The organism is Kitasatospora sp. NPDC015121 (genome assembly GCF_055562955.1).
Window position 1 is genome coordinate 272,446 of the sequence record NZ_JBVHEH010000010.1, and the last position, 26,276, is coordinate 298,721.

Annotated in this window: 6 protein-coding genes; 3 read left to right on the plus strand and 3 right to left on the minus strand. The window is 76.9% G+C overall.

All coding sequences use genetic code 11. The features are described from left to right. Positions 1-52: 52 nt before the first annotated feature. The 3 genes from ACZ3J7_RS17345 to ACZ3J7_RS17355 form a co-directional block, all read right to left on the minus strand. Positions 53-4,042 carry a type I polyketide synthase gene (locus ACZ3J7_RS17345; protein ID WP_465621566.1) on the minus strand — a complete coding sequence of 1,330 codons (3,990 nt, stop codon included), beginning with the start codon at positions 4,040-4,042 and terminating at the stop codon, positions 53-55. Next, on the minus strand, positions 4,032-13,013 hold the full coding sequence (locus tag ACZ3J7_RS17350; protein ID WP_465621568.1) for a type I polyketide synthase: 8,982 nt from the start codon (positions 13,011-13,013) through the stop codon (positions 4,032-4,034). The genes ACZ3J7_RS17345 and ACZ3J7_RS17350 overlap by 11 nt, the downstream gene beginning before the upstream one ends. Positions 13,014-13,134: 121 nt before the next feature. Continuing rightward, entirely contained in the window at positions 13,135-21,195 is an 8,061-nt protein-coding gene (locus ACZ3J7_RS17355; protein ID WP_465621570.1) for a type I polyketide synthase, read from the minus strand. A gap of 447 nt (positions 21,196-21,642) precedes the next feature. On the opposite strand from ACZ3J7_RS17355, the gene ccrA reads away from it, so the two are divergent. The 3 genes from ccrA (at position 21,643) to ACZ3J7_RS17370 (ending at position 26,196) form a co-directional block, all read left to right on the plus strand. Then, a complete protein-coding gene (gene ccrA, locus ACZ3J7_RS17360; RefSeq protein ID WP_465621572.1) occupies positions 21,643-22,992 on the plus strand; it encodes a crotonyl-CoA carboxylase/reductase in 1,350 nt (449 codons plus the stop codon). A gap of 238 nt (positions 22,993-23,230) precedes the next feature. After that, a complete protein-coding gene (locus ACZ3J7_RS17365; protein WP_465621574.1) occupies positions 23,231-25,099 on the plus strand; it encodes a fatty acyl-AMP ligase in 1,869 nt (622 codons plus the stop codon). Next, positions 25,096-26,196 (plus strand): beta-ketoacyl-ACP synthase III, encoded by a 1,101-nt coding sequence (locus tag ACZ3J7_RS17370; protein WP_465621576.1) that lies wholly within the window; start codon positions 25,096-25,098, stop codon positions 26,194-26,196. Before ACZ3J7_RS17365 ends, ACZ3J7_RS17370 begins: the two co-directional genes overlap by 4 nt. The last annotated feature ends 80 nt before the right edge of the window (positions 26,197-26,276 follow it).

Here is a 26,276-nt window from a genome sequence, read left to right on the forward strand (position 1 = left end):
TCCTCTCCGACAACCCTGGTTGTCGCTGTCCGGTCGGTTGCTCGTCGTCGGTTCAGCGCGCCGCCAGCCACCGGTGGACGGCGTCGGCGGTGGTGGCGGAGTGCTCCTCCAGCACCGTGAAGTGGTCGCCGGGGACGTCCAGCCGCTCGTGCGGCAGCCGCCAGAACGCCCGCCAGTCGGTGTCGCCGAGCCGCTCGGGCCCGGGGGTGCCGGGGAGGGGGTCGGCGGCGCGCAGCAGCAGGGTGGGCGTGGCGATCGGGGTGGGCTGCCAGGGCCCGAAGGTGCGCAGGTAGGAGCCCATCGCGGTGAGGCCGGTGTCGGTGAAGGTGAGGTCCTGGTCGCCGATCCGGTCGAGCATGCCGCCGACCATGGCGGGCATCCACCAGTCCATGCCGGGCAGCGCGCCGGTGTCCATCGGGTAGCTGTCGACCAGGACCAGGCCGAGCGGCCGGACGCCGCGCCGCTCCAGTTCGGCGGTGACGGCGTGCGCGACGCAGCCGCCGAGCGAGCGGCCGAGGACGGCGAACGGCCGCTCCCCGTAGAGCTGTTGGACGGCGTCGGCCTGCAGCGCGACGAACGCCCCGGCGGAGTCGGGCAGCGCGCTGCCGGGACGGTAACCGGGGGCGGGGACGGCGTGCGCGGCGCGCCGGCCGTCAAGGGCGCGGCCGAACCTGGCGTACTCGTGCGGCCCGGACAGCGCGGTCAGCGCGGGGAAGCAGACCAGGGCCGGCTCCGGCGCCGACCCCGGCTCCGGTTCCGGCCCGGTGGCGAGGGCGAGCGGCGGCAGGGCGTGCCCGGCCCGGTCGGCGGCGGTGAATTCGGCGCGCAGCTCGGACGCGGCCAGCAGCACCCGGGTGGCGGCGGGGATCCGGCCGGCCCGGCACAGCCGCAGGTAGACCTCCGCCAGCGGTTCGGTCGCCGGGGCTCCCGCTCCCCTGGCCTTCAGCAGTTCGCCGCGCAGGTGCTCGGCGAGGTCCGCCGGGTCGGGGTGGTGGATGGTCAGGGCGCCGGAGAGGCGCAGCCCGGTGGCGGCGGAGAGGCGTTCGGCGAGGTCGGTGGCGGTGAGCGAGTCGAAGCCGAGCTCCACGAACGCCGCGTCGGCGGGTAGCGCGGCCGCGTCGGGGTGCCCGAGCACGGTGGCCGCCTCGGCGCGCACCAGCGCGTGGACGGCGTCCAGCAGGGCGTCTCCGTCGAGGCCCTCGAAGCGTCCGGCGGCCGGTGCCGTCGGCGTCTCCTCCCGGCCCGGCGGTGCCTCCTCCCGGCTCGGCGGTGCGGTTGCGGGGGTCGGTCCGGCGTCCAGCCAGTAGCGGCGCCGGTCGAACGGGTAGCCGGGCAGGCCGACCGGGTTCGTGGTCCGCCCGCCCAGCGGTGCGGACCAGTCGACGGGGGCGCCGGCCGCGTGCAGGCGGCCGACGGACTCCAGCAGGGTCTCCGGCTCGGGGCGGTTGCGGCGCAGCGCGGCGGCGAGGACGGCGGGTCGGCGGGTGGCCGGTCCGGCGGCGAGGGCGTCCTTGGCGAGGGCGGTGAGGATGCCGTCCGGCCCCAACTCCAGGAACCGGGTGGCTCCTTCGGCGCGCAGCGCGTGGACGGCGGCCAGGAAGCGGACGGGGCGGCGGGCGTGTTCGGCCCAGTAGTCGGGGTCGGCGAGTTCGGCGGCGGTCGCGGGGCGGCCGGTGAGGTCGGAGACCAGGGTGACGTTCGGCTGCCGGAAGGCCAGTCCCTTGGCGGTCGAGCGGAGTTCGTCCAGGACGGGGTCCATCAGGTGCGAGTGGAAGGCGTGGCTGACCCGGAGCCGGGTGGCTCGTCGGCCGCGGGCCCGGAAGCTCTCCGCGACTTCTTCGACGGCCGCCTCGGTGCCCGAGATCACCGTCGAGCGGGGGCCGTTGACGGCGGCCAGGTCCACCTTGCCGTCCTGCCAGCCGAGTTCGGACAGCACTTCGTCCTCCGCCGCCTCCAGTGCGGCCATCGCGCCGCCGGGCGGGAGGTGCTGCATCAGGGTGGCGCGGGTGGCCACCAGGGTGGCGGCGTCGGCGAGTTCGAGCAGTCCGGCGGCGTGGGCGGCGGCCAGCGAACCGATCGAGTGTCCGGCCACCAGGTCGGGCCGCACGTCCCAGGACTCCAGCAGTCGCAGGAGCGCGGTCTGCAGCGTGAACAGCGCGGGCTGGGTGTAGAGGGTGCGGTTCAGCCGTTCGGCGTCGGCGGTGCGCAGGACGGCCTCGGCCACGGAGTACGGCAGGTGCGGTTCGAAGGCGGCCGCGGCCTGGTCGAAGGCCTCCGCGAAGACCGGGTAGGTCCGGTACAACGCGGCGCCCATGCCCGGACGTTGGGCGCCCTGGCCGGTGAACAGGAACGCGGTCCGGCCGCCCGTCCCGGCGGGGCGCGGCGCCTCGCCCGAGCCGTCTGCGGCCGCGAACGCCGCCAGCCGCTCGGCGGCGTCCGCCGGCCGGGCCGCCAGCACGGCCCGCAGCGGGTGCCGGGGCGACTCGGCCACGGCCCGGGCGAGTTCGGCTGCCGTCGCGCCGCCGTCCGTCCGCAGCAGCTCCGCGACCTGCCCGGCCCGGGCCCGCAGCGCGCCCTCGGTCCGGGCGCTGAGCACCCAGGGCAGCGGACCGTCCGGCACCGCCCGCGCTTCCTCCCGCTCCTCCTCCCCCTCCTCCTCGGTCCACTGCTCCAGGATCACGTGCGCGTTGGTGCCGCTGACGCCGAACGCGGAGACGCCGGCCCGGCGCGGGCGGCCGGTCTCCGGCCAGGGGCGGGCCTCGGCGAGGAGCGCGACGCCACCGCCCGCCCAGTCGACGTGCGGGGTCGGGGCGTCCACGTGCAGGGTGCGCGGCAGGACGCCGTGGCGCAGCGCCTGGACGGTCTTGATCACGCCGGCGACTCCGGCGGCGGCCGCGGTGTGGCCCAGGTTGGACTTCAACGAGCCGAGCAGCAGCGGGCGTTCGGGGTCGCGCCCGGTACCGAGGACGGCCTGCAGGGCCTGCGCCTCGATCGGGTCGCCCAGGGTCGTCCCGGTGCCGTGGCCCTCGACGGCGTCGATCTCGCCCGGGGTGAGTCCGGCGTCGGCGAGGGCCTGCCGGATGACCCGCTGCTGGGCGGGGCCGGACGGGGCGGCGAGACCGTTGGAGGCGCCGTCCTGGTTGACCGCGCTGCCCCGGACCACCGCCAGCACGGGGTGGCCGTTGCGGCGGGCGTCGGAGAGGCGTTCCAGCACCAGGACGCCCGCGCCCTCCGCCCAGCCGGTGCCGTCGGCGGCGGCCGCGTAGGAGCGGCAGCGGCCGTCCGGGGAGAGGCCGCGCTGGCGGGAGAACTCGACGAACCCGGTGGGCGAGGACATCACGGCGGCGCCGCCGGCGAGGGCGAGGTCGCTCTCGCCGGAGCGCAGGGCGCGGACGGCCAGGTGCAGGGCGACCAGCGAGGAGGAGCAGGCGGTGTCGACCGTCACCGCCGGGCCCTCGAAGCCGAAGGTGTAGGCGATCCGGCCGGAGGCGACCGAGGAGAGGTTGCCGATGCCGAGGTACCCCTCCAGTTCGGGGCGGGCCGCGCCCGGGCGGGTGTGGTAGTCCTGCGCGGTGAGGCCCGCGTAGACGGCGGTCCGGCTGCCGCGCAGCCGCTCGGGGTCCAGTCCGGCGTCCTCCAGGGCGTGCCAGGAGGTCTCCAGCAGCAGGCGCTGCTGGGGGTCGGTGGCCAGCGCCTCGCGCGGCGAGAGGCCGAAGAACGCGGCGTCGAACTCGGCGGCGTCGTAGAGGAATCCGCCCCGGACGGCGTAGCTGGTGCCGGGGACGGTCGGGTCCGGGTCGAAGAGCGCGTCGGTGTCCCAGCCGCGGTCGGTGGGCCAGTCGCCGGTGGCGTCGCGTTCGTCGAGCAGCAGGCGCCACAGCCGCTCGGGCGAGTCGGCTCCGCCGGGCAGGCGGCAGGCCATGCCGATCACGGCGATCGGCTCGGTCCGCTCGAACTCCACTTGCTCCAACTGTTCCTGGGCTTCCCGCAGGTCGCTCAGCGCGCGGCGCAGGTACTGCCGCAGCGTGTCCTCATCGGCCACCGTCGCGGCCCCTTCCGGTACGGGCGCCGGCGGGGCGGGCGCGGTCGAGTGCGGCGAACAGCTCTTCGTCGCTGGCGAGTTCGAGACCGGCATCCGGGGCCTGGTCGGCATTCGGGGTCGGGTCGGCTTCTGGGGCCCGGCCGGCGTCCGGGGCGGGGCCGGTGCCCGGGTCGAGGGTGGCGGCGAGGGCGGCCAGGCGGGCGGCGAGCTCCCGCCGGTCGTCGGGCGTGCCCGGCAGCGCGGTCTGCTCCAACTGCTCGACGAGCAGCCTCAGTCGGCGTTCTCCTTCGGCCTGCTCCTCCCCCGCCAGTCGGACGGCGAGTTCGGCGGCGACGGCGGCCGGGGTCGGGTGGTCGAAGACCAGCGTGGCGGGCAGCCGCAGGCCGGTCGCGGTGGCCAGGCGGTTGCGCAGGTCGACGGCGGTCAGCGACTCGAACCCCAGCTCGCGGAACGCCTGTTCGGCCACCACCTCCTCCTCGTCGGGGTGGCCGAGCGCGGCGGCGGCCTGTCGGCGCACCAGGTCGAGCAGCGCGGCCTCCCGCTCGGCGGCGGGCAGCGCGGCCAGTGCGGCGGCGAGCCCGCCGGAGGCGCCGTCGGCGGCCTCGTCGGCGTCGGGCTCCGGCCCGTCCAGCGTGGTGGTGAGCGGACCGAGGTCGGCGTCCAGCCAGTAGCGGCGGCGCTGGAACGCGTACGTGGGCAGCGCGGTGGGCACCGGACGGGCGCCGCCGAGCAGCGGGCCGAAGTCGACCGGCACGCCCTGGACGTACGCCCCGCCGAGCGCCAGCACGAACCGCTCCGGGCCGCCGTGGTCGCGGCGCAGCGTCTCGACCGCGGCGCTGCCACCGGCCCCCTCGCCGGCTGCCGCACCGGTGGCCGCGTCCAGGGTGCCCTGGATCGCGCCGGTCAGCACCGGGTGCGGGCTGACCTCGATGAACAGGGTCCGTCCGGCGTCCGCGAGCTGCTCGACGACGGGGGCGAAGCGGACGGTCTCGCGCAGGTTCCGGTACCAGTGCGCGGCGTCGAGCTCGGTGCCGTCGACGGGCGCGGCGGTGACGGTGGACCAGATCGGCACCCGCTCCGGCCCGGGCCGGACGGGGGCCAGCGCGGCCAGCACCTCGTCGCGGACCTGGTCGATCACCGGGGAGTGCCCGGCCAGGGTCGCGTTGCGCAGCCGCTTGGCCCGGACGCCCTCGGCATCGCACTGGGCGACCAGCGCGTCCAGGGCGTCCTCGTGCCCGGCGACCACCACCTGCCCCGGGCCGTTGACGGTGGCGACGGACAGCCGTCCGGGCCAGGCCTCGATCCGGCGCCGCGCCTCGTCGACGGAGAGCGCGACGGAGGCCATCGACCCCTGCCCGACCAGCCGGGCCAGGATCCGGCTGCGGGCGGCGACCACCAGCGCCGCGTCGGCCAGGCTGAGCGCACCGGCCACGGTGGCGGCGGCGACCTCCCCCTGGCTGTGCCCGACCACCGCGTCGGGACGCACCCCGTACGACTCCCACAGCGCGGCGAGCCCCACCAGCACGGCCCACAGCGCGGGCTGCGCGACCTCCACCCGGGCCAGGTCGGGTGCTCCCGGCCGCTGCCACAGCACGTCCAGCAGGTCGAACCCGCCGCTGCGGCCGTCCTCGCCGCCGCTGCCGTCGCCGTCGAACTCCAGGTGCGGAGCGAGCGCCCGCGCGCACTCCGCCACCCGCTCGGCGAACACCGGCTCGGCCGCCAGCAGTTCCCGGGCCATGCCGGGCCACTGCGACCCGTGGCCGGGGAACACGAACACCACGTTCGGCGCCCCGTCCGCCCGTCCCCGCACCAGGCCGTCCGCGGGCTCTCCCGCCGCGAGCGCCCGCAGCCCCTCCGCCGCGCCCGCGGCGTCGGCGGCGACCACCACCGCCCGGTGCTCGAAGCCGGCGCGACCGGTCAGCAGCGTGTGCGCGAGGTCCGCGGCGGCGTGCCCGGTGCCGTCCAGCCGCTCGGCCACCCGCCCGGCCTGCGCGGCCAGCGCGGCGGCCGTCCGGGCGCTGAGCGCCCAGGGCAGGGGCGGCGCAGGGGACGCGGAGGGGACGAGCGGCGCGGAGGTCGGTGACGTGACATTCGATGACGCGACACTTGATGACGCGACACCGACCGTCTCGCCGCTGCCACCACCACCGCCGGGCTCCTCCGCCGGCGGCTGCTCGATGATGACGTGCGCGTTGGTGCCGCTGACGCCGAACGAGGAGACGGCGGCGCGGCGCGGGCGGCCGGTCTCCGGCCAGGGGCGGGCCTCGGTGAGGAGGGCGACGCCGCCGGAGGCCCAGTCGACCTCGGTGGCGGGCTGGTCGACGTGCAGGGTGGCGGGGAGGATGCCGTGCTGCAGGGCGCCGAGCAGCTTGATCAGGCCGGCGGCGCCGGCGGCGGCCTGGGTGTGGCCGAGGTTGGACTTCAGCGAGCCGAGCCAGAGCGGCCGGTCGGCGGGCCGGTCCTGGCCGTAGGTGGCGAGCAGGGCCTGGGCCTCGATCGGGTCGCCCAGGGTCGTCCCGGTGCCGTGCGCCTCGACGGCGTCGACGTCCTGCGGGGTGAGGCGGGCCGCGGCGAGGGCCTGCCGGATGACGCGCTGCTGGGCGGGGCCGGACGGGGCGGTGAGGCCGTTGGAGGCGCCGTCCTGGTTGACGGCACTGCCCCGGATGACCGCCAGCACGGGGTGGCCGTTGCGGCGGGCGTCGGAGAGGCGTTCGAGCAGCAGCAGTCCGACGCCCTCGGCCCAGGAGGTGCCGTCGGCGGCGGCGGCGAAGGCCTTGACCCGGCCGTCGGGGGCGAAGGCCCGGTGGCGGGAGGTGGCGACCATGCCGGCCGGGGAGGCCATCACGGCGACGCCGCCCGCGAGGGCGAGGTCGGTCTCGCCGGAGCGCAGCGCCTGGGCGGCGAGGTGCAGGGCGACCAGCGAGGAGGAGCAGGCGGTGTCGACCGTCACCGCCGGGCCCTCGAAGCCGAAGGCGTAGGAGATCCGGCCGGAGGCGACCGAGGCGGCGCTGCCGTTGTGCAGGTAGCCCTCCAACTCCTCGGGCAGGGCGCGGAGTCGGCCCGCGTAGTCGTTGTACATGACGCCGAGGTGGACGGCGGTCCGGCTGCCGCGCAGGGTGTGCGGGTCGATGCCGGCGCGTTCGAAGGTCTCCCAGGCGGTCTCCAGCAGCAGGCGCTGCTGCGGGTCGGTGGCCAGCGCCTCGCGCGGGGAGATGCCGAAGAACGCGGCGTCGAACTCGGCGACGTCGTGCAGGAATCCGCCGTACTGGGTGTAGGTGCGGCCGGGGCGGTCGGGGTCGGGGTCGTAGAGGGCGTCGTTGTCCCAGCCCCGGTCGGTCGGCCAGGGGGTGATGGCGTCGCGGCCCTCGGCGACCAGCTCCCAGAGCTGTTCCGGGGTTTTGACGTCGCCGGGGAAGCGGCAGCCGGCCGCGACGATCACCACGGGGTCGTCCTGGTCGACCGCGGGTGCCGCGTCCCGGGCGCTCTCGGCGTCCCGGGTGTGCTCGGCGTCCGTCCGGCCGCCGGGCAGCAGGCGGTCGAGGTGGGCGGCGAGGGTGTGTGCGGTGGGGTGGTCGAAGACCAGGGTGGCGGGCAGTCGCACGCCGGTCGCGGTGGTCAGGCGGTTGCGCAGTTCGACGGCGGTGAGCGAGTCGAACCCGAGTTCCTTGAAGGCCCGTTCGCTTTCGACGCCGTCGGGTCCGGGGTGGCCGAGGACGGCCGCGGCCTCCTTCCGGACCAGTCGCAGCAGGGTCGAGGCGCGGCGGGCCGGGTCGAGGGTGCGCAGTCGGGCGGCGAGGTCCTGGCCCGCGGCCCCGCCGCCGCCCGCGCGGCGCCGGGTGGCGGCGGTTCCGGTGCTGGGCAGGACGTCCGCCAGCACCGCCGGTACGGCGGCCGGTTGGGCGGCCGGACGGAGGGCGAGCGGGACGGGGCGGGGGTGGCCGGCGGTGAGGGCCGCGCCGAGCAGGGCGCGCCCCTCGTCGCCGGTGAGCGGACGGAGGCCCTGGCGGGCGAGGCGGGCCAGGTCGGCGGCGGTGAGGTGGCCGGTCAGGGTGCTGCTGTCGGCCCACAGGCCCCAGGCGAGGGAGCTCGCGGGCAGGCCCCGGGCGTGCCGGTGGGCGGCGAGGGCGTCCAGGAAGGCGTTGGCGGCGGCGTACCCGGCCTGGCCCTGGGTGCCGAGGACGCCGGCCGCCGAGGAGTACAGCAGGAAGGCGGTGAGCGGGAGTTCGGCGGTGAGTTCGTGCAGGTGCCAGGCCGCGTCGACCTTGGGGCGCAGCACGGTCTCCAGCCGGTCGGCGTCCAGGGCGGTCAGCACGCCGTCGTCGAGCGCCCCGGCGGCGTGCACGACGGCGGTGAGCGGGTGTGCGGCGGGCAGGTCGGCGAGGACGGCCGCGAGCGCGTCCCGGTCGGTGGCGTCGGCGGCGACGGCCCGCGCTTCGGCGCCCAGGGCGGCGAGTTCGGCGAGCAGTTCGGCGGCGCCGGGCGTGTCGGGCCCCTGCCGGCCGAGCAGGACCAGGTGCCGGGCGCCGTGCTCCGCCACCAGGTGCCGGGCGGTCAGCGCGCCGAGCAGTCCCAGGCCGCCGGTGATCAGCACGCTGCCGGCGGGGTCGAGCCGCGGGCCGGCGGCGGGTGCGGCGTCCGCGTTCCCGCCGGTCCCGCCGTTCCCGCCGGTCCCGGCGAGGACGAGTCGCGGCAGGTGCGCCCGGCCCTCGCGCAGGGCGAGTTGGGGCTCGCCGGCGGCGAGGGCGGTGGCCAGGACGGCGGGCAGGGCGTGCCGGGTGGGGGTGCCGGGAGCGGCGGTGTCGAGGTCGACCAGGAGCAGCCGGTCGGGGTGTTCGGCCTGCGCGGTGCGCAGCAGGCCCCAGGCGGCGGCGGTGGCCGGGTCGGGGTCCTCGCCGTCGAGGGTGGCGGCGTACCGGGTGGCGACGGCGAGCCGGACGCCGGCCAACTCCTCGTGGGCCAGCCACTCCTGGACGGTGGCCAGCAGGGCGGCCAGGATGGTGCGGGCCCGTTCGGGCGGTGTCCCGGCACCGGGCGCGCCGGGTGCGACGGGCAGCCAGGCGAGGGCGGGCGGGGTCCCGCCGGCCCGGATGGCGGCGGCGAGGGCGACGGGGTCGGGGTACCGGCGGGGCACGTCGAGGCCGAACGGGTCTTCGGCGCCGGGGGGTTCGAGCAGGGCCCAGCCGTCCTCCCCCGGAGCGGCTGCGCCCGAAGCGGCCGCTCCGGGCGCGAGTTCGCGCCAGCCCGCGACGTACAGCGGTGTGCCGGTGGCGAGTTGGGCGGCGGTGATCGGGCGGGAGGCGAGCGCGCCGACGCTGAGGACGGGGGCGCCGTCGGAGTCGACGGCGTCCAGGGTGAGGGTGCGGTCGGGGGTGGTGCGCAGCCGGACGCGGAGGGTGTGGGCGCCGGTGGCGTGCAGGCGGATCGCGCTCCAGGCGAACGGGAGCGCGACGGTGCCGTCGGCGGGCGGCGGGGCGGCCAGGTCGGCGAGGTGGAAGGCGGCGTCGAGCAGCGCGGGGTGGACGCCCCAGCGGGCGGCGTCGGCGTGGTCCTCGGCGGGGAGTTCGAGGTGCCCGTAGTGGGCGTCCCCGTGCCGCCAGGCCGCGCGCAGGCCCTGGAAGTGCGGGCCGTAGGCGCGTCCGGTGGCGGCGATGCGCGCGTACAGCTCGTCGACGGGGACGGGTTCGGCGCCCTCCGGCGGCCAGTCCCCTTCCACGGCGGGGTGGTTGCCCTCGGGGTCGTTGTCCTCGGGGGCGAGCAGGCCGTGGGCGTGGCGCTGCCAGGGGCCGGGGTCGGCGTGCTGCGGGCGGGCGTGCACCTCGACGGTGCGGCGGCCCGCCTGCTCGGTGGCGCCGACGGTGACCTGCACTTCGACGGCTTCTCCGGCGGGCACCAGCAGCGGTGCCTCGATGACGAGTTCCTCGAGGACGGGCAGTCCGGTCTCGTCGCCGGCCCGGACGGCGAGTTCGACGAGCGCGGTGCCGGGGACGACGGTGCGGCCGTGCACGGTGTGGTCGGCGAGCCAGGGGTGGGTGTGCGCGGCGAGGCGGCCGGTGAGGGTGGTGGTGCCGTCGGCGGCGGTGAGGACGGCGCCGAGCACGGGGTGCGCGGCGGGGCGCAGGCCGAGGCCGAGCGGGTCGCCGGCCCGGTCGGCGGGGCGGTCGATCCAGTGCCGGGTGCGCTGGAAGGCGTAGGTGGGCAGGTCGACGCGGGTGGTGGGGCGTCGGCCGAGGACGGCGTCGGCGTCGTGGCGGGCGCCGGCGGTGACGGCGGCGGCCAGCGAGGTGAGGAAGCGGTCGAGGCCGCCCTCGTCGCGGCGCAGCGATCCGGTGGCGGTGACGGGGTGCCCGGCGTCCTCGGCGGTGGCCTGGACGGCGGCGGTGAGGACGGGGTGCGGGGAGGCCTCGACGAAGATCCGGTGGCCGCCGGCCAGCAGGGCGCGGGTGGCGTCCTCGAAGCGGACGGTCTCGCGCAGGTTGGTGTACCAGTAGGCGCCGTCGAGCAGCCGGGTGTCGATCCAGTCGCCGGTGACGGCGGACAGCAGCGGCAGGCGTCCGGTGCGCGGGGCGATCGGGGCGAGGGCGGTGGCGAGTTCGGCGCGCAGCCGTTCGACCTGCGGGGAGTGCGAGGCGTAGTCGACGGGGACGCGGCGCACCCGCAGGCCCTCGGCCTCGCCGTGGGCGACGAGTGCGTCGAGGGCGGCGGCCTCGCCGGCCACCACGACGGCCTCGGGGCTGTTGACCACGGCGATCGACAGCCGGCCGTCCCAGCGGGCGATCAGTTCCTCGGCCTCGGCGCGGGGCAGCGGGACGGAGGCCATGCCGCCGGTGCCGGCCAGCGCGGTGATGGCGCGGCTGCGCAGGGCCACCACCCGTGCGGCGTCGTCGAGTTCGAGGGCGCCGGCCACGGTGGCGGCGGCGATCTCGCCCTGGCTGTGGCCGACCACGGCGTCGGGGCGCAGCCCGTAGGACTCCCAGAGGGCGGCGAGGGCCACCATGACGGCCCACAGGGCGGGTTGGACGACGTCGACCCGGTCGTAGCCGGGGGCGTCCGCGCGGCCGCGCAGCACGTCCTCCAGCGACCAGTCGACGTATCCGGCGAGGGCCTTCTCGCAGGCGGCGATGCGTTCGGCGAACACCGGTGCGGTGTCGAGGAGTTCGGTGGCCATGCCGAGCCACTGGGCGCCCTGGCCGGGGAAGACCAGGACGGTCTTCGGGTCGTCGGTGGCGCGGCCGCGCACGACGGCGGGCGAGGGTTCGCCGGTGGCGAGCGCGTCGAGGGCGGCGAGCAGTGCGGGGCGGTCGCGGCCGACGACGGCGGCGCGTTCCTCGAAGGCGGTGCGTTCGGCGTGCAGGGCGTGGCCGATCGCGGCGAGGGCGGCCGGGTGTTCGGCGGTCCCGGTGGCGCGCAGGTGGTCGGCGAGGCGGGCGGCCTGGGCGCGCAGCGCGGGTTCGGTGCGGCCGGAGAGCGTCCAGAGCACGGGGGTCGGCGAGGGTCCGGCGGGCCACGACTCGCCGGGCGGGTTCTCGGCGGGGAGGGCCCCGTCCGGTGCCCCGGCCGGTGCCCCGACCGGCGCCTCGGCGGGCTCCTCGGCCGGCGCCTCCTCCAGGATGATGTGGGTGTTGGTGCCGCTGACGCCGAACGCGGAGACGCCGGCCCGGCGCGGGGTGCCGGTGCGCGGCCAGGGCTGCTCCTCGGTGAGCAGTCGGACCGCGCCGGCCTCCCAGTCGACGTGCGGGGTGGCCGAGTCGACGTGCAGGGTGCGCGGCAGGACGCCGTGGCGCAGGGCCTGGACGGTCTTGATCAGGCCGGCGGCTCCGGCGGCGGCCTGGGTGTGGCCGAGGTTGGACTTCACCGAGCCGAGCCAGAGCGGCCGTTCGCCGTCGCGGTCCTGGCCGTAGGTGGCGAGCAGGGCCTGGGCCTCGATCGGGTCGCCCAGGGTCGTCCCGGTGCCGTGCGCCTCGACGGCGTCGACGTCCTGCGGGGCGAGCCCGGCGTCGGCGAGGGCCTGCCGGATGACGCGCTGCTGGGCGGGGCCGGACGGGGCGGTGAGGCCGTTGGAGGCGCCGTCCTGGTTGACCGCGCTGCCCCGGATGACGGCGAGCACGCGGTGGCCGTTGCGGCGGGCGTCGGAGAGGCGTTCGACGACCAGCAGGGCGGCGCCCTCGGACCAGCCGGTGCCGTCGGCGGCGGCGGCGAACGCCTTGCAGCGGCCGTCCGGGGCGAGACCGTGCTGGCGGGAGAACTCGACGAACAGCTGCGGGGTGGTCATCACGCTGACGCCGCCGGCGAGGGCGAGGTCGGCCTCGCCGGAGCGCAGGGCGCGGACGGCCAGGTGCAGGGCGACGGAGGAGGCGGAGCAGGCGGTGTCGACGGTGACGGCGGGGCCCTCCAGGCCGAGCGTGTAGGAGATCCGGCCGCTGGCGACGGAGGCCGCGTTGCCGACGGTGAGGTAGCCCTCCAGTTCCTCGGGGGCGGTGCCGAACGGCGGGACGTAGTCGTTGCCGTTGCCGCCGACGTACACGCCGGTACGGGTGCCGCGCAGGTCGGCGGGGCGGATGCCGGCCCGTTCCAGCGCCTCCCAGGCGGTCTCCAGCAGCAGCCGGTGCTGTGGGTCGGCGGCCAGCGCCTCGCGCGGCGAGATGCCGAAGAAGTCGGCGTCGAACGCGCCGGGTTCGGCGAGGAAGGCCCCCTGCCGGGTCGAGGAGGTACGGGGGCGGTCCGGGTCCGCGTCGAACAACGCGGACAGGTCCCAGCCCCGGTTGCCGGGGAACTCCCCCACCACGTCCCGGCCTTCGGTGACCAGCTGCCACAGGTCCTCGGGCGAGTCGACGCCGCCGGGGAAGTGGCAGGCCATGCCGACGATCGCGACCGGTTCGCCGGCCCGTTCCTTGGTGTCGTTCAACTCGCGGCGGGTCTGCTGCAGTTCAGCGGTGACCCGTTCCAGGAGGTACCGCATCCGGCCGTCGTTCAAGGTTCCGCCCTTCGCGCTTGTCACGGCTGGTGACAGGGATCGGCTGCTACTCGGGTTGTTCAGGTGTCCGGTCCGTGCGGACCGCTCGGACCGCTCGGGTTGCTCGGGCCGCTCGGGTTGCTCAGGAGATGCCGAACTCGCGTCCGATGAAGGCGATCAGGTCGTCCTCGGGGGCGGCGGCCAGCTCGGCGGCGAGGTCGTACGCGGGGCCCTGCTCCGCTTCGGTGGCCGTGCCGGTGAGCGCGCCCAGGCGGCGCAGCAGGTGCGGCCGGTCGGGGTCGTCGGCGGGCAGGGCGGCGAACAGGGCTTCCAGTTCGTCGAGTCGGGCCAGCGCGCGGGCCCCGGGGCCCGCCTCCTCCGGCTGCCCGGGCCCGGCTTCCGCCGCGCCCGTGGGGGCGGACAGCGGGAGCAGGGCGAGCAGTTCGCCGGTGAGGGCCTGGGCGGTCGGGTGGTCGTAGATCAGGGTGGTGGGGAGCCGCAGGCCGGTGAGCCGGCCGAGCCGGTTGCGCAGTTCGACGGCGGCGATCGAGTCGAACCCCTGGTCGCGGAGGCCGCGTCGGGGGTCGACGGCGTCGGCGCCGGGCAGGCCGAGCACGGCGGCGGACTCGGTCCGGACGGCGCGCAGCAGGGTGCGGCGGCGCTCGGCCGGGTCCTGGGCGGCGAGTGCGGTGCGCAGGCCGCCGGCCGGGTCGGCGGTGGTGCCCGCCGTGCTGCCGGAGCGGTCCGACCGCTCTTCCGGCGGCAGCAGTTCGGCGAGCAGCGGGTGCGGGCGGGCGGTGGCCAGCGCGGGCCAGTCCGCGTCGGCGACCAGCTGGTGGGCTACCTCCTCGGCGAGCGCCCCGTCCAGGGCGGCGAGCGCGGTGGTGGCGTCGAGCGGGCGGTATCCGTGCCGGAGCACCTGGCGGGCCGCGGTCGGGTCGGCGATGCCCTCGCCCGCCCACAGGCCCCAGGAGATCGCGGTGCCGGGCAGTCCGGCGGCCCGGCGCCGGGCGGCGAGGGCGTCCAGGACCGCGTTGCCCGGTGCGTAGTTGGCCTGGCCGGGGAGGGCGACGATCGAGGCGATCGAGGAGTACAGGACGAAGGCGTCCAGCGGGAGTTCGCGGGTCAGCTCGTCCAGGTGCCGGGCCGCCAGCGCCTTCGCGCCGAGGGCCCGTTCCAGCTGTTCGTCGGTGAGCTCGGTCAGGGGGGCGTCGTCGAGCACGGCGGCGGTGTGCACCACGGCGGTCAGCGGCAGGCCGTCGGGCAGGTCGGCGAGCAGGGCGGCGAGCGCGGACCGGTCGGTGACGTCGACGGCGGCGATGGTGACCCGGCCGGCGCCGGCCGCCGTCAGCTCGGCCGCGAACTCCGTCGCCCCGGGGGCGTTGCGGCCGCGTCGGCTGACCAGCAGCAGGTGTTCCGCCCCTCGCTCGGCGAGGGTCCGCGCGAGGTGCCCGGCGAGCGCGCCCGTCCCGCCGGTGATCAGTACGGTGCCGCGCGGCTCGGCCAGTGGAACCGGGCCGGACGTGACGCTCCCGGGTTCGGCGGCGACCAGTCGGCGGGCGTACAACCCTTCGCGGCGGACGGCGAGTTCGGCTTCCGGTGCGGCCGCGAGCAGGGCGGCGGCAGCCAGCGCGGCGGGGCGGCCGCCGGGTTCGGCGGGCAGGTCGAGGAGGCCGCCCCAGCGCGGGCTCTCGGTGGCGGCGGCCGCGCCCAGTCCCCAGACCGCGGCGGCCTGCGGGTCGGTCGGCGGGTCGGCCGGGCCGGTGCCGGCCGCGCCGCTGGTGGCCGCCCACACCGGGGCGTCCAGCCCGAGGGCCTCGGCGGCCTGCAGCAGGTGCAGGGTGCCGGCGAGGGCGACCGGCACGGCCGGGCGGTCGGCGAGCGCGCCGGTGGCCAGCGACAGCAGGGACAGCACCCCGGCGACGGGCGCCGGGACGGGCCCGTCCGTACCCGCGTCGGCGTTGCCGGAGCCGTGACCGCCGGCCGGGGTGGTGGCCGAGGTGGCCGTCCGCAGCAGTGCCTCCAGGCCCGTCCGGCCGGTGCCGGTCGGCACCTCCAGCGCCTGCGCCTCCCGTCCGGCCTGCCGCAGGGCCCGTACCAGGACGTCCCGCCACAGGCCGATCCGCTCGGCCTCCCCGGCGGGACGGCCGTCGGGGGCGGGGACCAGCAGCAGCCACCGTCCTTCCCCGGCAACGGGCTCGGGCGCGGGCTCGGGCAGTGGACGCCAGGCGATCCGGTGGCGCAGCAGGCCCACGGCCCGGCGGCGCTCCCGTCCGGCCCGCCAGTCGGCCAGTGCGGGCAACAGTGCGTCGAGGGCCGAAGTGTCCTCGCCTTCGGGCAGGTCGAGCAGGGCGGCCAGTCGGCCCGGGTCGCGCTGCTCGACGGCGGCCCAGAAGCCGTCCTCCCCCGCGCCCGTGGTGCTCGTGCTCGCTCCGGCGGGGAGGTCGAACCAGTACCGCTCGCGCTGGAAGGCGTAGGTGGGCAGGGTGACCGGACGGGCGGGCGGACCGCCGAGGACGGTCGGCCAGTCCACCTCGGTGCCCCGGGTGTGGACGGTGGCGAGCGCGGTCAGCAGGGTCTCCGCCTCGGGGCGGCCCCGGCGCAGGACGGCGGCCAGGGCGGGCTCGGGGGCGTCCTGGTCGTCGGCGTCGGCGGTGTCGGCGGTGTCGGCGAGGACGGCGCGGGTGAGCGCGGTGAGGACGGCGTCGGGGCCGAGCTCCAGGTAGGCGGTGACGCCGTCGCCGGCCAGGCCGCGCACGGCGTCCAGGTAGCGGACCTCGCGCCAGACGTGGCCGACCCAGTGGTCGGGGGTCAAGGGCCTTGCCGCGTCGTACAGTTCGCCGTCGACGGCGGAGCGGATCGGGATCCGCGGCGGGTGGTGCGGCAGGCTGCCCGCGATCCGGCCGAACTCGGCGGTGATCGGGTCCATCAGCGGTGAGTGGAAGGCGTGGCTGGTGCGCAGCCGGGAGACCCGGTGGCCGAGGGCGCGGAACCGCTGCTCGACGGCGGCGACGGCCGCGCTCTCGCCGGAGACCACGGTCGCGGCCGGGCCGTTGACCGCGGCGACGGCCACCAGGCCCTCGACGGAGTCGAGTTCGGCCCGGACCTGGTCCTCACCGGCCTCGACGGCCAGCATCGAGCCGCCCTCGGGCAGCGCGTCCATCAGGCGGGCCCGGGCGGCGACCAGGGTCGCGGCGTCGGCCAGGGTGAGGACGCCCGCCAGGTGGGCGGCGGTGAGTTCGCCGATCGAGTGGCCGGCCAGCCGGTCCGGGGCGACGCCCCAGTGTTCGACCAGCCGGTACAGCGCGACCCCGAGCGCGAACAGCGCGGGCTGGGCGTAGCCGGTGCGGTCGAGCAGGGCGGCGTCGGGACCGTCCTCGGCCAGCAGCACCGGCAGCAGCGGGCGTTCGAGCAGCCCGTCGAAGGCGGCGGCCGCCTCGTCCAGCGCAGCCGCGAACACCGGGAACGCCTCGTACAGCTCCCGTCCCGCACCCGGACGCTGGCTTCCCTGCCCGGTGAACAGGACGGCCGTGGTGCCGCCGACCGGCGCCGTGCCGACCGGTACGCCGGCGGCCGGTTCGCCCGCCGCCAGCGCGGCCAGGCCCGTTCGCAGTGTCTCCGGGTCGCCGCCGAGCACCACCGCGCGGTGCTCGAACGACGTCCGCGCCGACGCCAACCCGCGTGCCGTCAGGGTCGTTTCGTCGTCCCGCAGGGCCTCCAGCAGTCGGCCCGCCTGCGCCCGCAACGCCTGCGGCGAGCGGCCGGAGACCAGCAGCGGGACCACCGGCAGGACGGGCTCGTCCTGCGGTGTGCCGGCCTCCTCCTCCGGTACCTGCTCCAGGATCAGGTGCGCGTTCGTTCCGCTGATCCCGAACGAGGAGACGCCCGCCCGGCGCGGCCGGCCGGTCTGCGGCCAGGCGCGCCGTTCGGTCAGCAGCGCCACCCCCGCGTCCCAGTCCACCAGCGGCGAAGGCGCGTCCACGTGCAGCGACTCGGGCAGCACGCCCGCCCGCAGCGCCGCCACCGTCTTGATCACCGCGCCCACGCCCGCGGCCGCCTGCATGTGGCCCACGTTGGACTTCAACGAGCCCACCCACAGCGGCTCGGCGCCCTCGGCGCGCCCGCGCCCGTACACGTCCACCAGGGCCCCGGCCTCCACCGGGTCGCCCAGTACCGTGCCCGTCCCGTGCGCCTCCACGGCGTCGACCTCGCCGGCCGACAGGCCCGATCGGCGCAGCGCCTCGGTGATGACCCGCTGCTGGGCGAGGCCGTTGGGGGCGGTCAGGCCGTTGGAGGCGCCGTCGGAGTTGACGGCACTGCCGCGGATCACAGCCAGTACGGGGTGGCCGTTGCGGCGGGCGTCGGAGAGGCGTTCCAGCACCAGGACGCCCGCGCCCTCCGCCCAGCCGGTGCCGTCCGCGCCGGCGGCGAACGAACGGCAGCGCCCGTCGGCGGACAGGCCGCGCTGGCGGCTGAACTCGGTGAACATGCCGGGCGTCGACATCACGGTGACGCCACCGGCGAGGGCGAGGGTGGCCTCGCCGGCGCGCAGGGCCTGGGCGGCCAGGTGGATCGCCACCAGCGAGGACGAGCACGCGGTGTCGACCGTCACCGCCGGACCCTCCAGGCCCAGCGCGTAGGCGATCCGGCCGGACGCGACGCTGACGGCGCTGCCGGTCAGCAGGTGGCCCTCGTGGCCGGCGGCGGGCTCGTGCAGGCGCGGGCCGTAGTCGAGCTGGGTGAGACCGGCGTACACGCCGGTCCGGCTGCCGCGCAGGTCGGCCGGGCGGATGCCGGCCCGCTCCAGCGACTCCCAGGCCACCTCCAGCAGCAGACGCTGCTGCGGGTCCATCGCCGTCGCCTCGCGCGGCGAGATGCCGAAGAACTCGGCGTCGAACTCGCCCGCGCCGTAGAGGAATCCGCCGCCGGTGGCGTACGCGTGTCCGGGCCGTCCCGGCTCCGGGTGGTACAGGTCGGCGGGCCAGCCCCGGTCGGCCGGGAACGGGCCGATCGCGTCGCCGCCGTTCAGCACCAGCTCCCACAGCGCCTCCGGCGTGTCCAGCCCGCCGGGGAAGCGGCCGGCCGCCGACACGATCGCCACCGGCTCGTCGGGGGCGAACTCCGGCGCCGACGAGGGCGCGTGGGCCTCCCGGCCGTGCGCTTCCCCGCCGCCGGCGAGGTGCGCGGCCACGGCACGCGGGGAGGGGTGGTCGTAGGCGAGGGTCGCGGACAGCTCGGTGCCACCGCGTTCGCCGAGCCGCTCGCTGAACTCCACCGCGCCCAGGGAGTCCAGGCCCAGCTCACGGAACGACCGGTCCGGGTCGAGGCGTTCGGCACTGCGGTGGCCGAGCACGGCGGCCAGGACGTCGAGCACCTGCGGCAGGCCGAGCCCGCGCGCGCCCGTCCCCCGGACCGGCTGGGCCACCCGCACGTCCCGCACGTCCTCCTGATCCCGCGCGTCCCGCGCGCTCTCCGGGGCCGGCACGTCGCGCGCGGGGGCGAGTGCGCCGAACCAGTACGGCTCGCGCTGGAACGGGTAGCCCGGCAGCGGCAGTCGGGGCCGTCCGCCGTGCACCCGCTCCCAGTCCAACTCGACGCCGTGGACGTGCAGTTCGCCGAGCGCCCGGAGGAAGCCGAGCGGCTCGGGCCGGTCGCCGCCGCGCAGCACCGGCACCACCACCGGCTTCGTCCGCCCCCGGTCCGCCAAGTTCTGCTTGGCGAGCGAGGCCAGCACCTGGCCGGGGCCGAGTTCGGCCCAGGCCGTGGCGCCGAGGTCGGCCAGGGTCCGGACGCCCTGCCGGAACCGGACGGGTCGGCGCAGGTGGGCGGCCCAGTAGTCGGCGGAGGCCAGCTCCTCGGCACTCGCGACCGCGCCGGTGAGGTCGGAGACCACGGTGAGCCGGGGGGCGCGGTAGCGCAGGCCGGCGGCGGCCCGGCGGAACTCCTCGATGGCGCTGTCCACGTGCGCGGAGTGGAAGGCGTGGCTGACGCTCAGGGTCCGGGTGCGGCGGCCGAGTTCGGCGAACCGGCCGGCCAGTTCGGTGACCGGTCCGGCATCGCCGGAGAGCACCACCGCGTCGGGGCCGTTGTCGGCGGCGAGCGCGACCCGGTCGCCGTACTCGGCGAGCAGCGGGACGACCTCGTCGGCGGTGGCCTGGACGGCGACCATCCGGCCGTCCGCCCGGGCGGCCTGCATGAGCCGGCCGCGGAGGGCGACCAGGAAGGCGGCGTCGGGCAGCGCGAGGACGTCGGCGGCGTGGGCGGCGGCGAGCGCGCCGACGGAGTGGCCGAGGACGAACTCGGCTTCCGCGCCGTGCTGTCGCAGGGTCCGGTGCAGGGCGGTGGACCAGGCGAACAGCGCGGGCTGGGTGTACTCGGTGCGGTCGAGCAGGGCGGCTTCGGGACTGTCCGGGGCGGCGAACAGCAGTTCGCGCAGCGGCCGGTCGAGATGGGGGTCCAGGGCGGCGACCGTGTCGTCCAGCGCGGCGGCGAACTCCGGCAGCGCGGCGTACAGTTCGCGTCCGGCGCCGGCCCGCTGGCTGCCCTGGCCGGAGAACAGCAGGGCCAGCCGTCCGGCCTCCGCCGCGTGGCCCGTCACGGTGTCGGCGCCGGGTTCGCCGGACGCCAACGTGCGCAGCCCGGCGATCAGTTCGTCCCGCCCGTCCGCTCCGACGACGGGCAGCGCGGCCCGGTGGCGGAAGTGGGTGCGGGTGGTGGCGAGGGCCGCGGCGGCGGCCGGGCCGGTGAGGCCGGGGTGGGCGTCGAGGTGGTCGGCGAGCCGGCCGGCCTGCTCGCGCAGCGCTTCGGGGGTGCGGGCGGAGACGGTGAGCACGGTGTGCGCGGGGACGGCTCCCCCGGCGCCCTCCCCCGTGCCCTCCCCCGCACCCGCCGCCGCGTCCTCGAATCCGGCCAGCAGCACGTGGCAGTTGGCGCCGCCCATGCCGAAGGAGCTGACGGCGGCCAGCAGTTCGCGCTCGGGGGCGGGCCAGGGGCGCAGGGTGTCCGGGACGCGCAGGCCGAGGCGGGCGAGGTCGATGGCGGGGTTGGGCTGTTCGTGGTGCGGCGTGGCGGGGATCTGCCGGTGCGTGATGGCGAGGACGGCCTTGAGGAAGCCGACGATGCCGGCCGCGCCTTCCAGGTGGCCGATGTTGGCCTTGGCGGAGCCGACCAGCAGCGGTGCGTCGGCGGCCCGGCGGCCGTGCACGGCGCCCAGGGCGGCGGCCTCGACCGGGTCGCCGACGGGGGTGCCGGTGCCGTGCAGTTCGACGTACTGGACCTGTTCGGGACGGCGCCCGGCCCGCTGCAACGTCCGTTCCAGCAGGGCCTGTTGGGCGGAAGCGTCGGGGACGGTCAGGCCGGGCGCGGCGCCGCCGTGGTTGGCCTCGCTGGCGAGGATCACGGCGAGCACCCGGTCGCCGTCGGCGCGGGCCCGGTCGAGTCGCTTCAGCACGACCAGTCCGGCGCCCTCGCCGCGGGCGTAGCCGTTGGCGCGGGCGTCCAGCGGGTGGATCCGGCCGTCGGGCGAGAGGCCGCCGAACCGCTGGGCCTCGTCGGTGCTCCGGCTGCTGAGGATCAGGTTGACGCCGCCGGCCAGGGCGAGTTCGCAGTCGCCGTCGCGGACCGCGCGGTGGGCCAGGTGCAGGGCGGTCAGCGCGGAGGACTGGGCGGTGTCGAGGGTGAGGCTGGGGCCGTGCAGGCCGAGGGTGTAGGAGATCCGGTTGGCCAGCAAGCCGTGGTTGAGGCCGGTGAGGGTGTGCCGGTCGAGCGGCGGCGCCTCGGGGGCGTGCCGCAGCAGGCGGTAGTCGTGGGCCATCGCGCCGACGTACACGCCGGTGCGGGTGCCGTGCAGGGCGGCGGGGACGATCCCGGCGTGTTCCAGTGCCTCCCAGCCGAGTTCGAGCAGCAGCCGCTGCTGCGGGTCGGCCTCGGCGGCCTCGCGCGGCGACAGGCCGAAGAACTCGGCGTCGAGGCCGTCGACCCGCTCCAGGTAGCCGGCCGGGGGGAGCCGCGGGTCCAGTCCGCGGTGCGCGGGCGGCTGCCCGATCGCGGTGCGGCCCTCGGCCAGCAGCGCCCAGAACTCCTCGGGACCGGAAGCCCCGGGCAGTCGGCAGGCCAGTCCGACCACGGCGACCGCACCGGCCGGCGGTTCGGCCGCCGGGTCGTGGAGGCGCGCGTCGGTGACGGACTGTCCCTGGCTCGTCATGGTGGCGGTGACACCCTTTCGAAAGCGGCGCGGAAGCAGCGCGGAGGCGACTCGGATGCGGTTCCGGAGGCGGTCCCGGAATGATCGGGCAGTGGCGCACCGGCGGCGCGGGCGGGGGCGGATCGGCAATTCCCGCCGCCCCCGCACCGGTTCGCCGGTACACGACGTGAATTCCACCTCCGAACCGTCCGGGGCGGCGCACGTCCTGTGAAGTATCCGCAGCCCGGACAATTCCGGTCCACCCCTATTTCCGCGCCCCCGCGGATCTCCGGAACCGGCTCCGACCCCCACCCCGGACCCCGGCTACACCCATCTGACCTGCACGTTCGTCGGCGAATACGCCCCCTGGAGCGTTAGGGGTTCTCAGCTCCCGGGAGGCTCACGTAGCGTCGATGACGGCCTTTCCGACCTGCCTGATTGCCGCCCCCGGCGGCGGAGGGAATGCAGATGGACGAGTTGACCGAGGCAGTACTGCGAGACGCTCCCGCCGAGGAGTTGGCGCGCCTTCCATTGCCACAGGATTACACCGCAGCACATTTGCTTCGGCAAGATGTCGAAATGTTTCACGGTGTTGCGGACAAGGACGTCCGCCGCTCCCTGCACGTGGGCCGGGTGCCGCTGCCCGAACTCGCCCCGGACGAGGTGCTGGTGGCCGTGATGGCCAGTTCGGTGAACTACAACACCGTGTGGTCGGCGACCTTCGAGCCGGTGTCGACGTTCGACGCGCTGCGCCGTTTCGCCCGCTCCGGCGGCTGGCAGGCCCGGCACGACCAGCCGCACCAGGTGATCGGTTCGGACGCGGCGGGCGTGGTGGTGCGCACCGGCGCGGGAGTGCGGCGCTGGCAGGTCGGCGACCACGTCGCGGTGAGCACCGCGGTGGTGGACGACCAGGACCCGGTGACGCACGCGGACGGCATGCTGGGCGCCGACCAGAAGGCCTGGGGGTACGAGACGAACTTCGGCGGCCTGGCCCACTACACGGTGGTGCGGGCCAGCCAGCTCATCGCCAAGCCGCCGCACCTGACCTGGGAGGAGACCGCGAGCATCCCGCTCTGCGGCGGCACCGCCTACCGGATGCTGGTCAGCGAGAAGGGGGCCAGGATCAAGCAGGGCGACATCGTGCTGATCTGGGGCGCCAGTGGTGGACTCGGCGCGTTCGCCGTGCAGTTGGTGAAGAACGGCGGCGGCATCCCGGTCGGGGTGGTCAACTCCGAGCGGAAGGCCGAACTGGTCCGCCGGCTGGGCTGCGACGTCGTGATCAACCGGGAGGAGATCGGCATCGGCAGGGCGCCCGAATCCGCCGAGGAGACGGTGGAGTTGGCCAAGCGCCTGGGCCGGGCGATCCGTTCGCAGGTCGGCGAGGACCCGCACGTCGTGTTCGACCACGTCGGGAAGGCCACCTTCGGCATCTCGGTGATCGTGGCCCGGCGCGGCGGCACCGTGGTGACCTGCGGTTCCAGCACCGGGTACCAGCACACCTTCGACAACCGGTACTTCTGGATGAATCTGAAGCGGATCGTCGGCAGTCACGGCATGAACCTGGGCGAGGCCGCCGAGATGATGCGGCTGTACCAGCTGGGGCTGCTCGCCCCGGTGGTGTCCCGGACGTACCCGCTGGCGGAGGTCGGCGAGGCCGCCCGGCTCGTCCAGACCAACAACCACACCGGGAAGGTCGGCGTGCTCTGCCTGGCCGACCGACCCGGGCTCGGCGTCACCGACCCGGCCACCCGGGCCAGGCTCGGCGAGGACTGGCTGAGCCCGCTGGCCGAGGACCGCGTCCCCGCCCTGGCCGGCTGACCCCGCGCCCGCCGCACCCGCCGCGCCACGGCCTCGCCGCCCCCTGCGGCCGGGAGCCGGTGCACCGGCGGCCCGCTCCGCACCTGCCCACCGGGCACCGGCCGGTGACCCGGTGGGCCCCGCGCGGCGGCTGCGTTCCCGCCAGTCCCACGGCCCGATCCGTCTCCCGGTGCGCCCGGACGCGGCCTGACCGAGGCCGTCGGACCCGCCCGGCCCACAGCGAACGAGGATGCCTGCCATGACCGACCGCGTTCCCGGCACCGCGCCGCACGCCCTGCCGAACGCCCTGCCGGACGCCCCGCCGGACGGCCCGTCCGACGCGACGTCCGACGCGACGCCGCACTTGCCGAGCCTGCCGGACGTGCTGGCCCGGCGGGCCGTCGAGCAGCCCGACGAGCTGGCGTACGCCTTCCTGCACAACGGCGAGGAGGTCGCCGACACCCTGACCTACCGTCAACTGGACTCCCGGGCGAAGTCCGTGGCGGCGCGGCTCACCGCTCTGGGCCTGGCGGGTCGCAGCGTGCTGCTGCTGCACCCGTCCGGACTGGGGTTCGTCTCGGACCTGCTGGGCTGCATGTACGCGGGAGTTGCCGCGGCTCCGGTGCAAGTTCCTTCCCGAGCGCGCGGGTTGGCCCGGCTGCGGGCGATCGCGGACGACGCCGGCACCACCGTGGTGCTCACCACCCCGGAGGTCCGGCGGGACCTGCTGGAGCGCTTCGGCACGCTGCCCGAGCTGGCGGGCCTGACCCTGCACGACCCCGACACGCTGGCGGCCGAGGCCGAGCTCACCGACCCGGCGGCGGTGGCGGGTTGGCGGCCGCGCCCGATCGGGGCGGAGGAGCCGGCGCTGCTGCAGTACACCTCCGGGTCGACGGGGACGCCGAAGGGCGTACGGGTCACGCACGCCAACTTCGGCGCCAACGTGGACGAGACGGACCGGCTGTGGCCGTGCCGGGGCGACGCCCGGGTGGTGAACTGGCTGCCGCTGTTCCACGACATGGGGATGCTGTTCGGCGTCGTGCTGCCGCTCTGGTCGGGCATCCCGTCGTACCTGATGGCGCCGGACGCGTTCATCCGGCGGCCGGCCCGCTGGCTGGAGGCGCTGTCCCGGTTCGGCGGGACGCACGCGGCGGCGCCCAGCTTCGCGTACGAGCTGTGCGTGCGGGCGGTCGGCGAGGAGGGGCTGCCGCCCGGCCTCGACCTGTCGTCCTGGCGGGTGGCGGCGAACGGCGCGGAGCCGGTGCGCTGGCAGACGGTGCGGGCGTTCACCGAGGCCCTGGCCCCGGCGGGCTTCCGGCCGGAGGCGATGTGCCCGGGGTACGGACTGGCGGAGAACACCCTGAAGGCGACGGGCAGCCCGGAGGACCGGCCGCCGACGGTGCTCTGGCTATCCGCGGAGGAGCTGCGGGCCGGCCGGGCGGTGCGGGTGCCGCGCTCCGACGCCCCCGGGGTGCTGCCCGCGGTGGGCTGCGGCGCGGTGGTCGGCGACAGCCTGGTGCGGATCGTCGACCCCGCCGCGCGCACCACCCTGCCGGAGGGGCGGGTCGGCGAGATCTGGGTGAGCGGCCCGTGCGTGGCGTCCGGCTACCACGGCCGCCCGGAGGAGTCCGAGGAGACCTTCCGGGCCCGCCGCAGCGACCGCACCGAGCAGCGGAGCTGGCTGCGGACCGGCGACCTGGGCTTCCTGTCCGGGGACGAGCTGTTCGTCACCGGCCGGATCAAGGACGTGGTGATCCGGCAGGGCCGCAACTTCTACCCGCAGGACATCGAGCTCTCCGCGGAGAGCGCCGACCCCGGCCTGCACCCGAACTGCGCGGCGGCGTTCTCCGCCGACGACGGCACGCGCGAGCGCCTGGTCCTGGTGGTGGAGGCGGACGGGCGGACCCTGCGCGGCGGCGGCGAACTGCTGCGCGAACGGATCCGCCGGGCCGTGCACGAGAGCCAGCGGCTGGAGGCGGACGAGATCCTGCTGGTCCGCCGGGGTTCGCTGCCGAAGACCTCCAGCGGCAAGGTGCAGCGCCGGGAGACCCTGCGACGCTACCTGGAGGGCGAGTTCGGTTCGGCCCAGGCGGTCGCACCGCGCGAACGGGTGGAGGCGGGGCGATGAGCACGGCGGTCGGCCCGGCGGCGGAGGAAACGGCGGGGGCCCCCGGTACGGCGGAGGAACCCGGAGCGGCGGACGAGTCCGGCCCGCTGCGGGCCCCCGGCGTGCTGCGGGCGGCCCCGCCGGTCGCGGGGGCGCGAATCCTGGGGGTGGGCGCGTACCGGCCCAGCCGGGTGGTCGGGAACGAGGAGGTGGCGGCGGCGATCGACTCCAGCGACGAGTGGATCCGGCGCCGTTCGGGCATCGCCGCCCGCCGCTTCGCCGGCCCGGACGAGTCCCTGGTGACGATGGCCGCGGCAGCCGCCGTGAAGGCGCTGGCCCACGCGGGAGTGGCCCCGGACAGCGTGGACACCGTCCTGCTGGCCACCATGTCGCACCTGGAGCAGTCGCCGCCCGCCGCGCCCCGGGTCGCCCACCTGGTGGGCGCGACGCACGCGGGCGCGGTCGACCTGGGCGCGGCCTGCGCGGGGTTCTGCCACGCGCTGGCCCTGGCGGACGGCCTGGTCCGCTCGGGCCACAGCCGGTACGTGGTGGTGGTCGGCGCGGAGCGGATGAGCGACCTGATCGACCCGGCCGACCGGGGCACCGCCTTCCTGTTCGGCGACGGCGCGGGCGCGGTGGTGGTCGGGCCGGCCGCGAAGCCGGGCATCGGCCCGGTGGTCTGGGGCGCGGACGGCTCCCGTCCGGGGGCGATCGCCCACGCCCACGGCTGGCGGGCCCTGCGCTCGGCCGATCCGCCCCCGTGGCCGACCCTGCGGATGGAGGGCCCGGCGGTGTTCCGCTGGGCGGTGGAGACCGTCCCGCGGGTGGGCCGGGAGGCCCTGGCCGCGGCCGGAGTGACCCCCGACGACCTGGCGGCGTTCGTCCCGCACCAGGCGAACCTGCGCATCGTCGACGCCGCGGCGGGCGCGCTCGGCCTCCCGCCCTCCGTCGCGGTCGCCCGGGACGTGGTCGACACCGGCAACACCTCCGCCGCGTCGGTCCCGCTCGCCCTGGAACGCCTGCTCAGCGAGGGCGCGGCCGGCCCCGGCGGCCTGGCCCTCCTGGTGGGCTTCGGCGCCGGCCTGAGCTTCGCCGGGCAGGTGGTGGAGCTGCCCTGAGGTGCGTGTCGCGTCATACGTGTCGCGTCATACGTGCCGCAGCATCGATGTCGCAGCACCGATGTCACGTCAATTGGTGT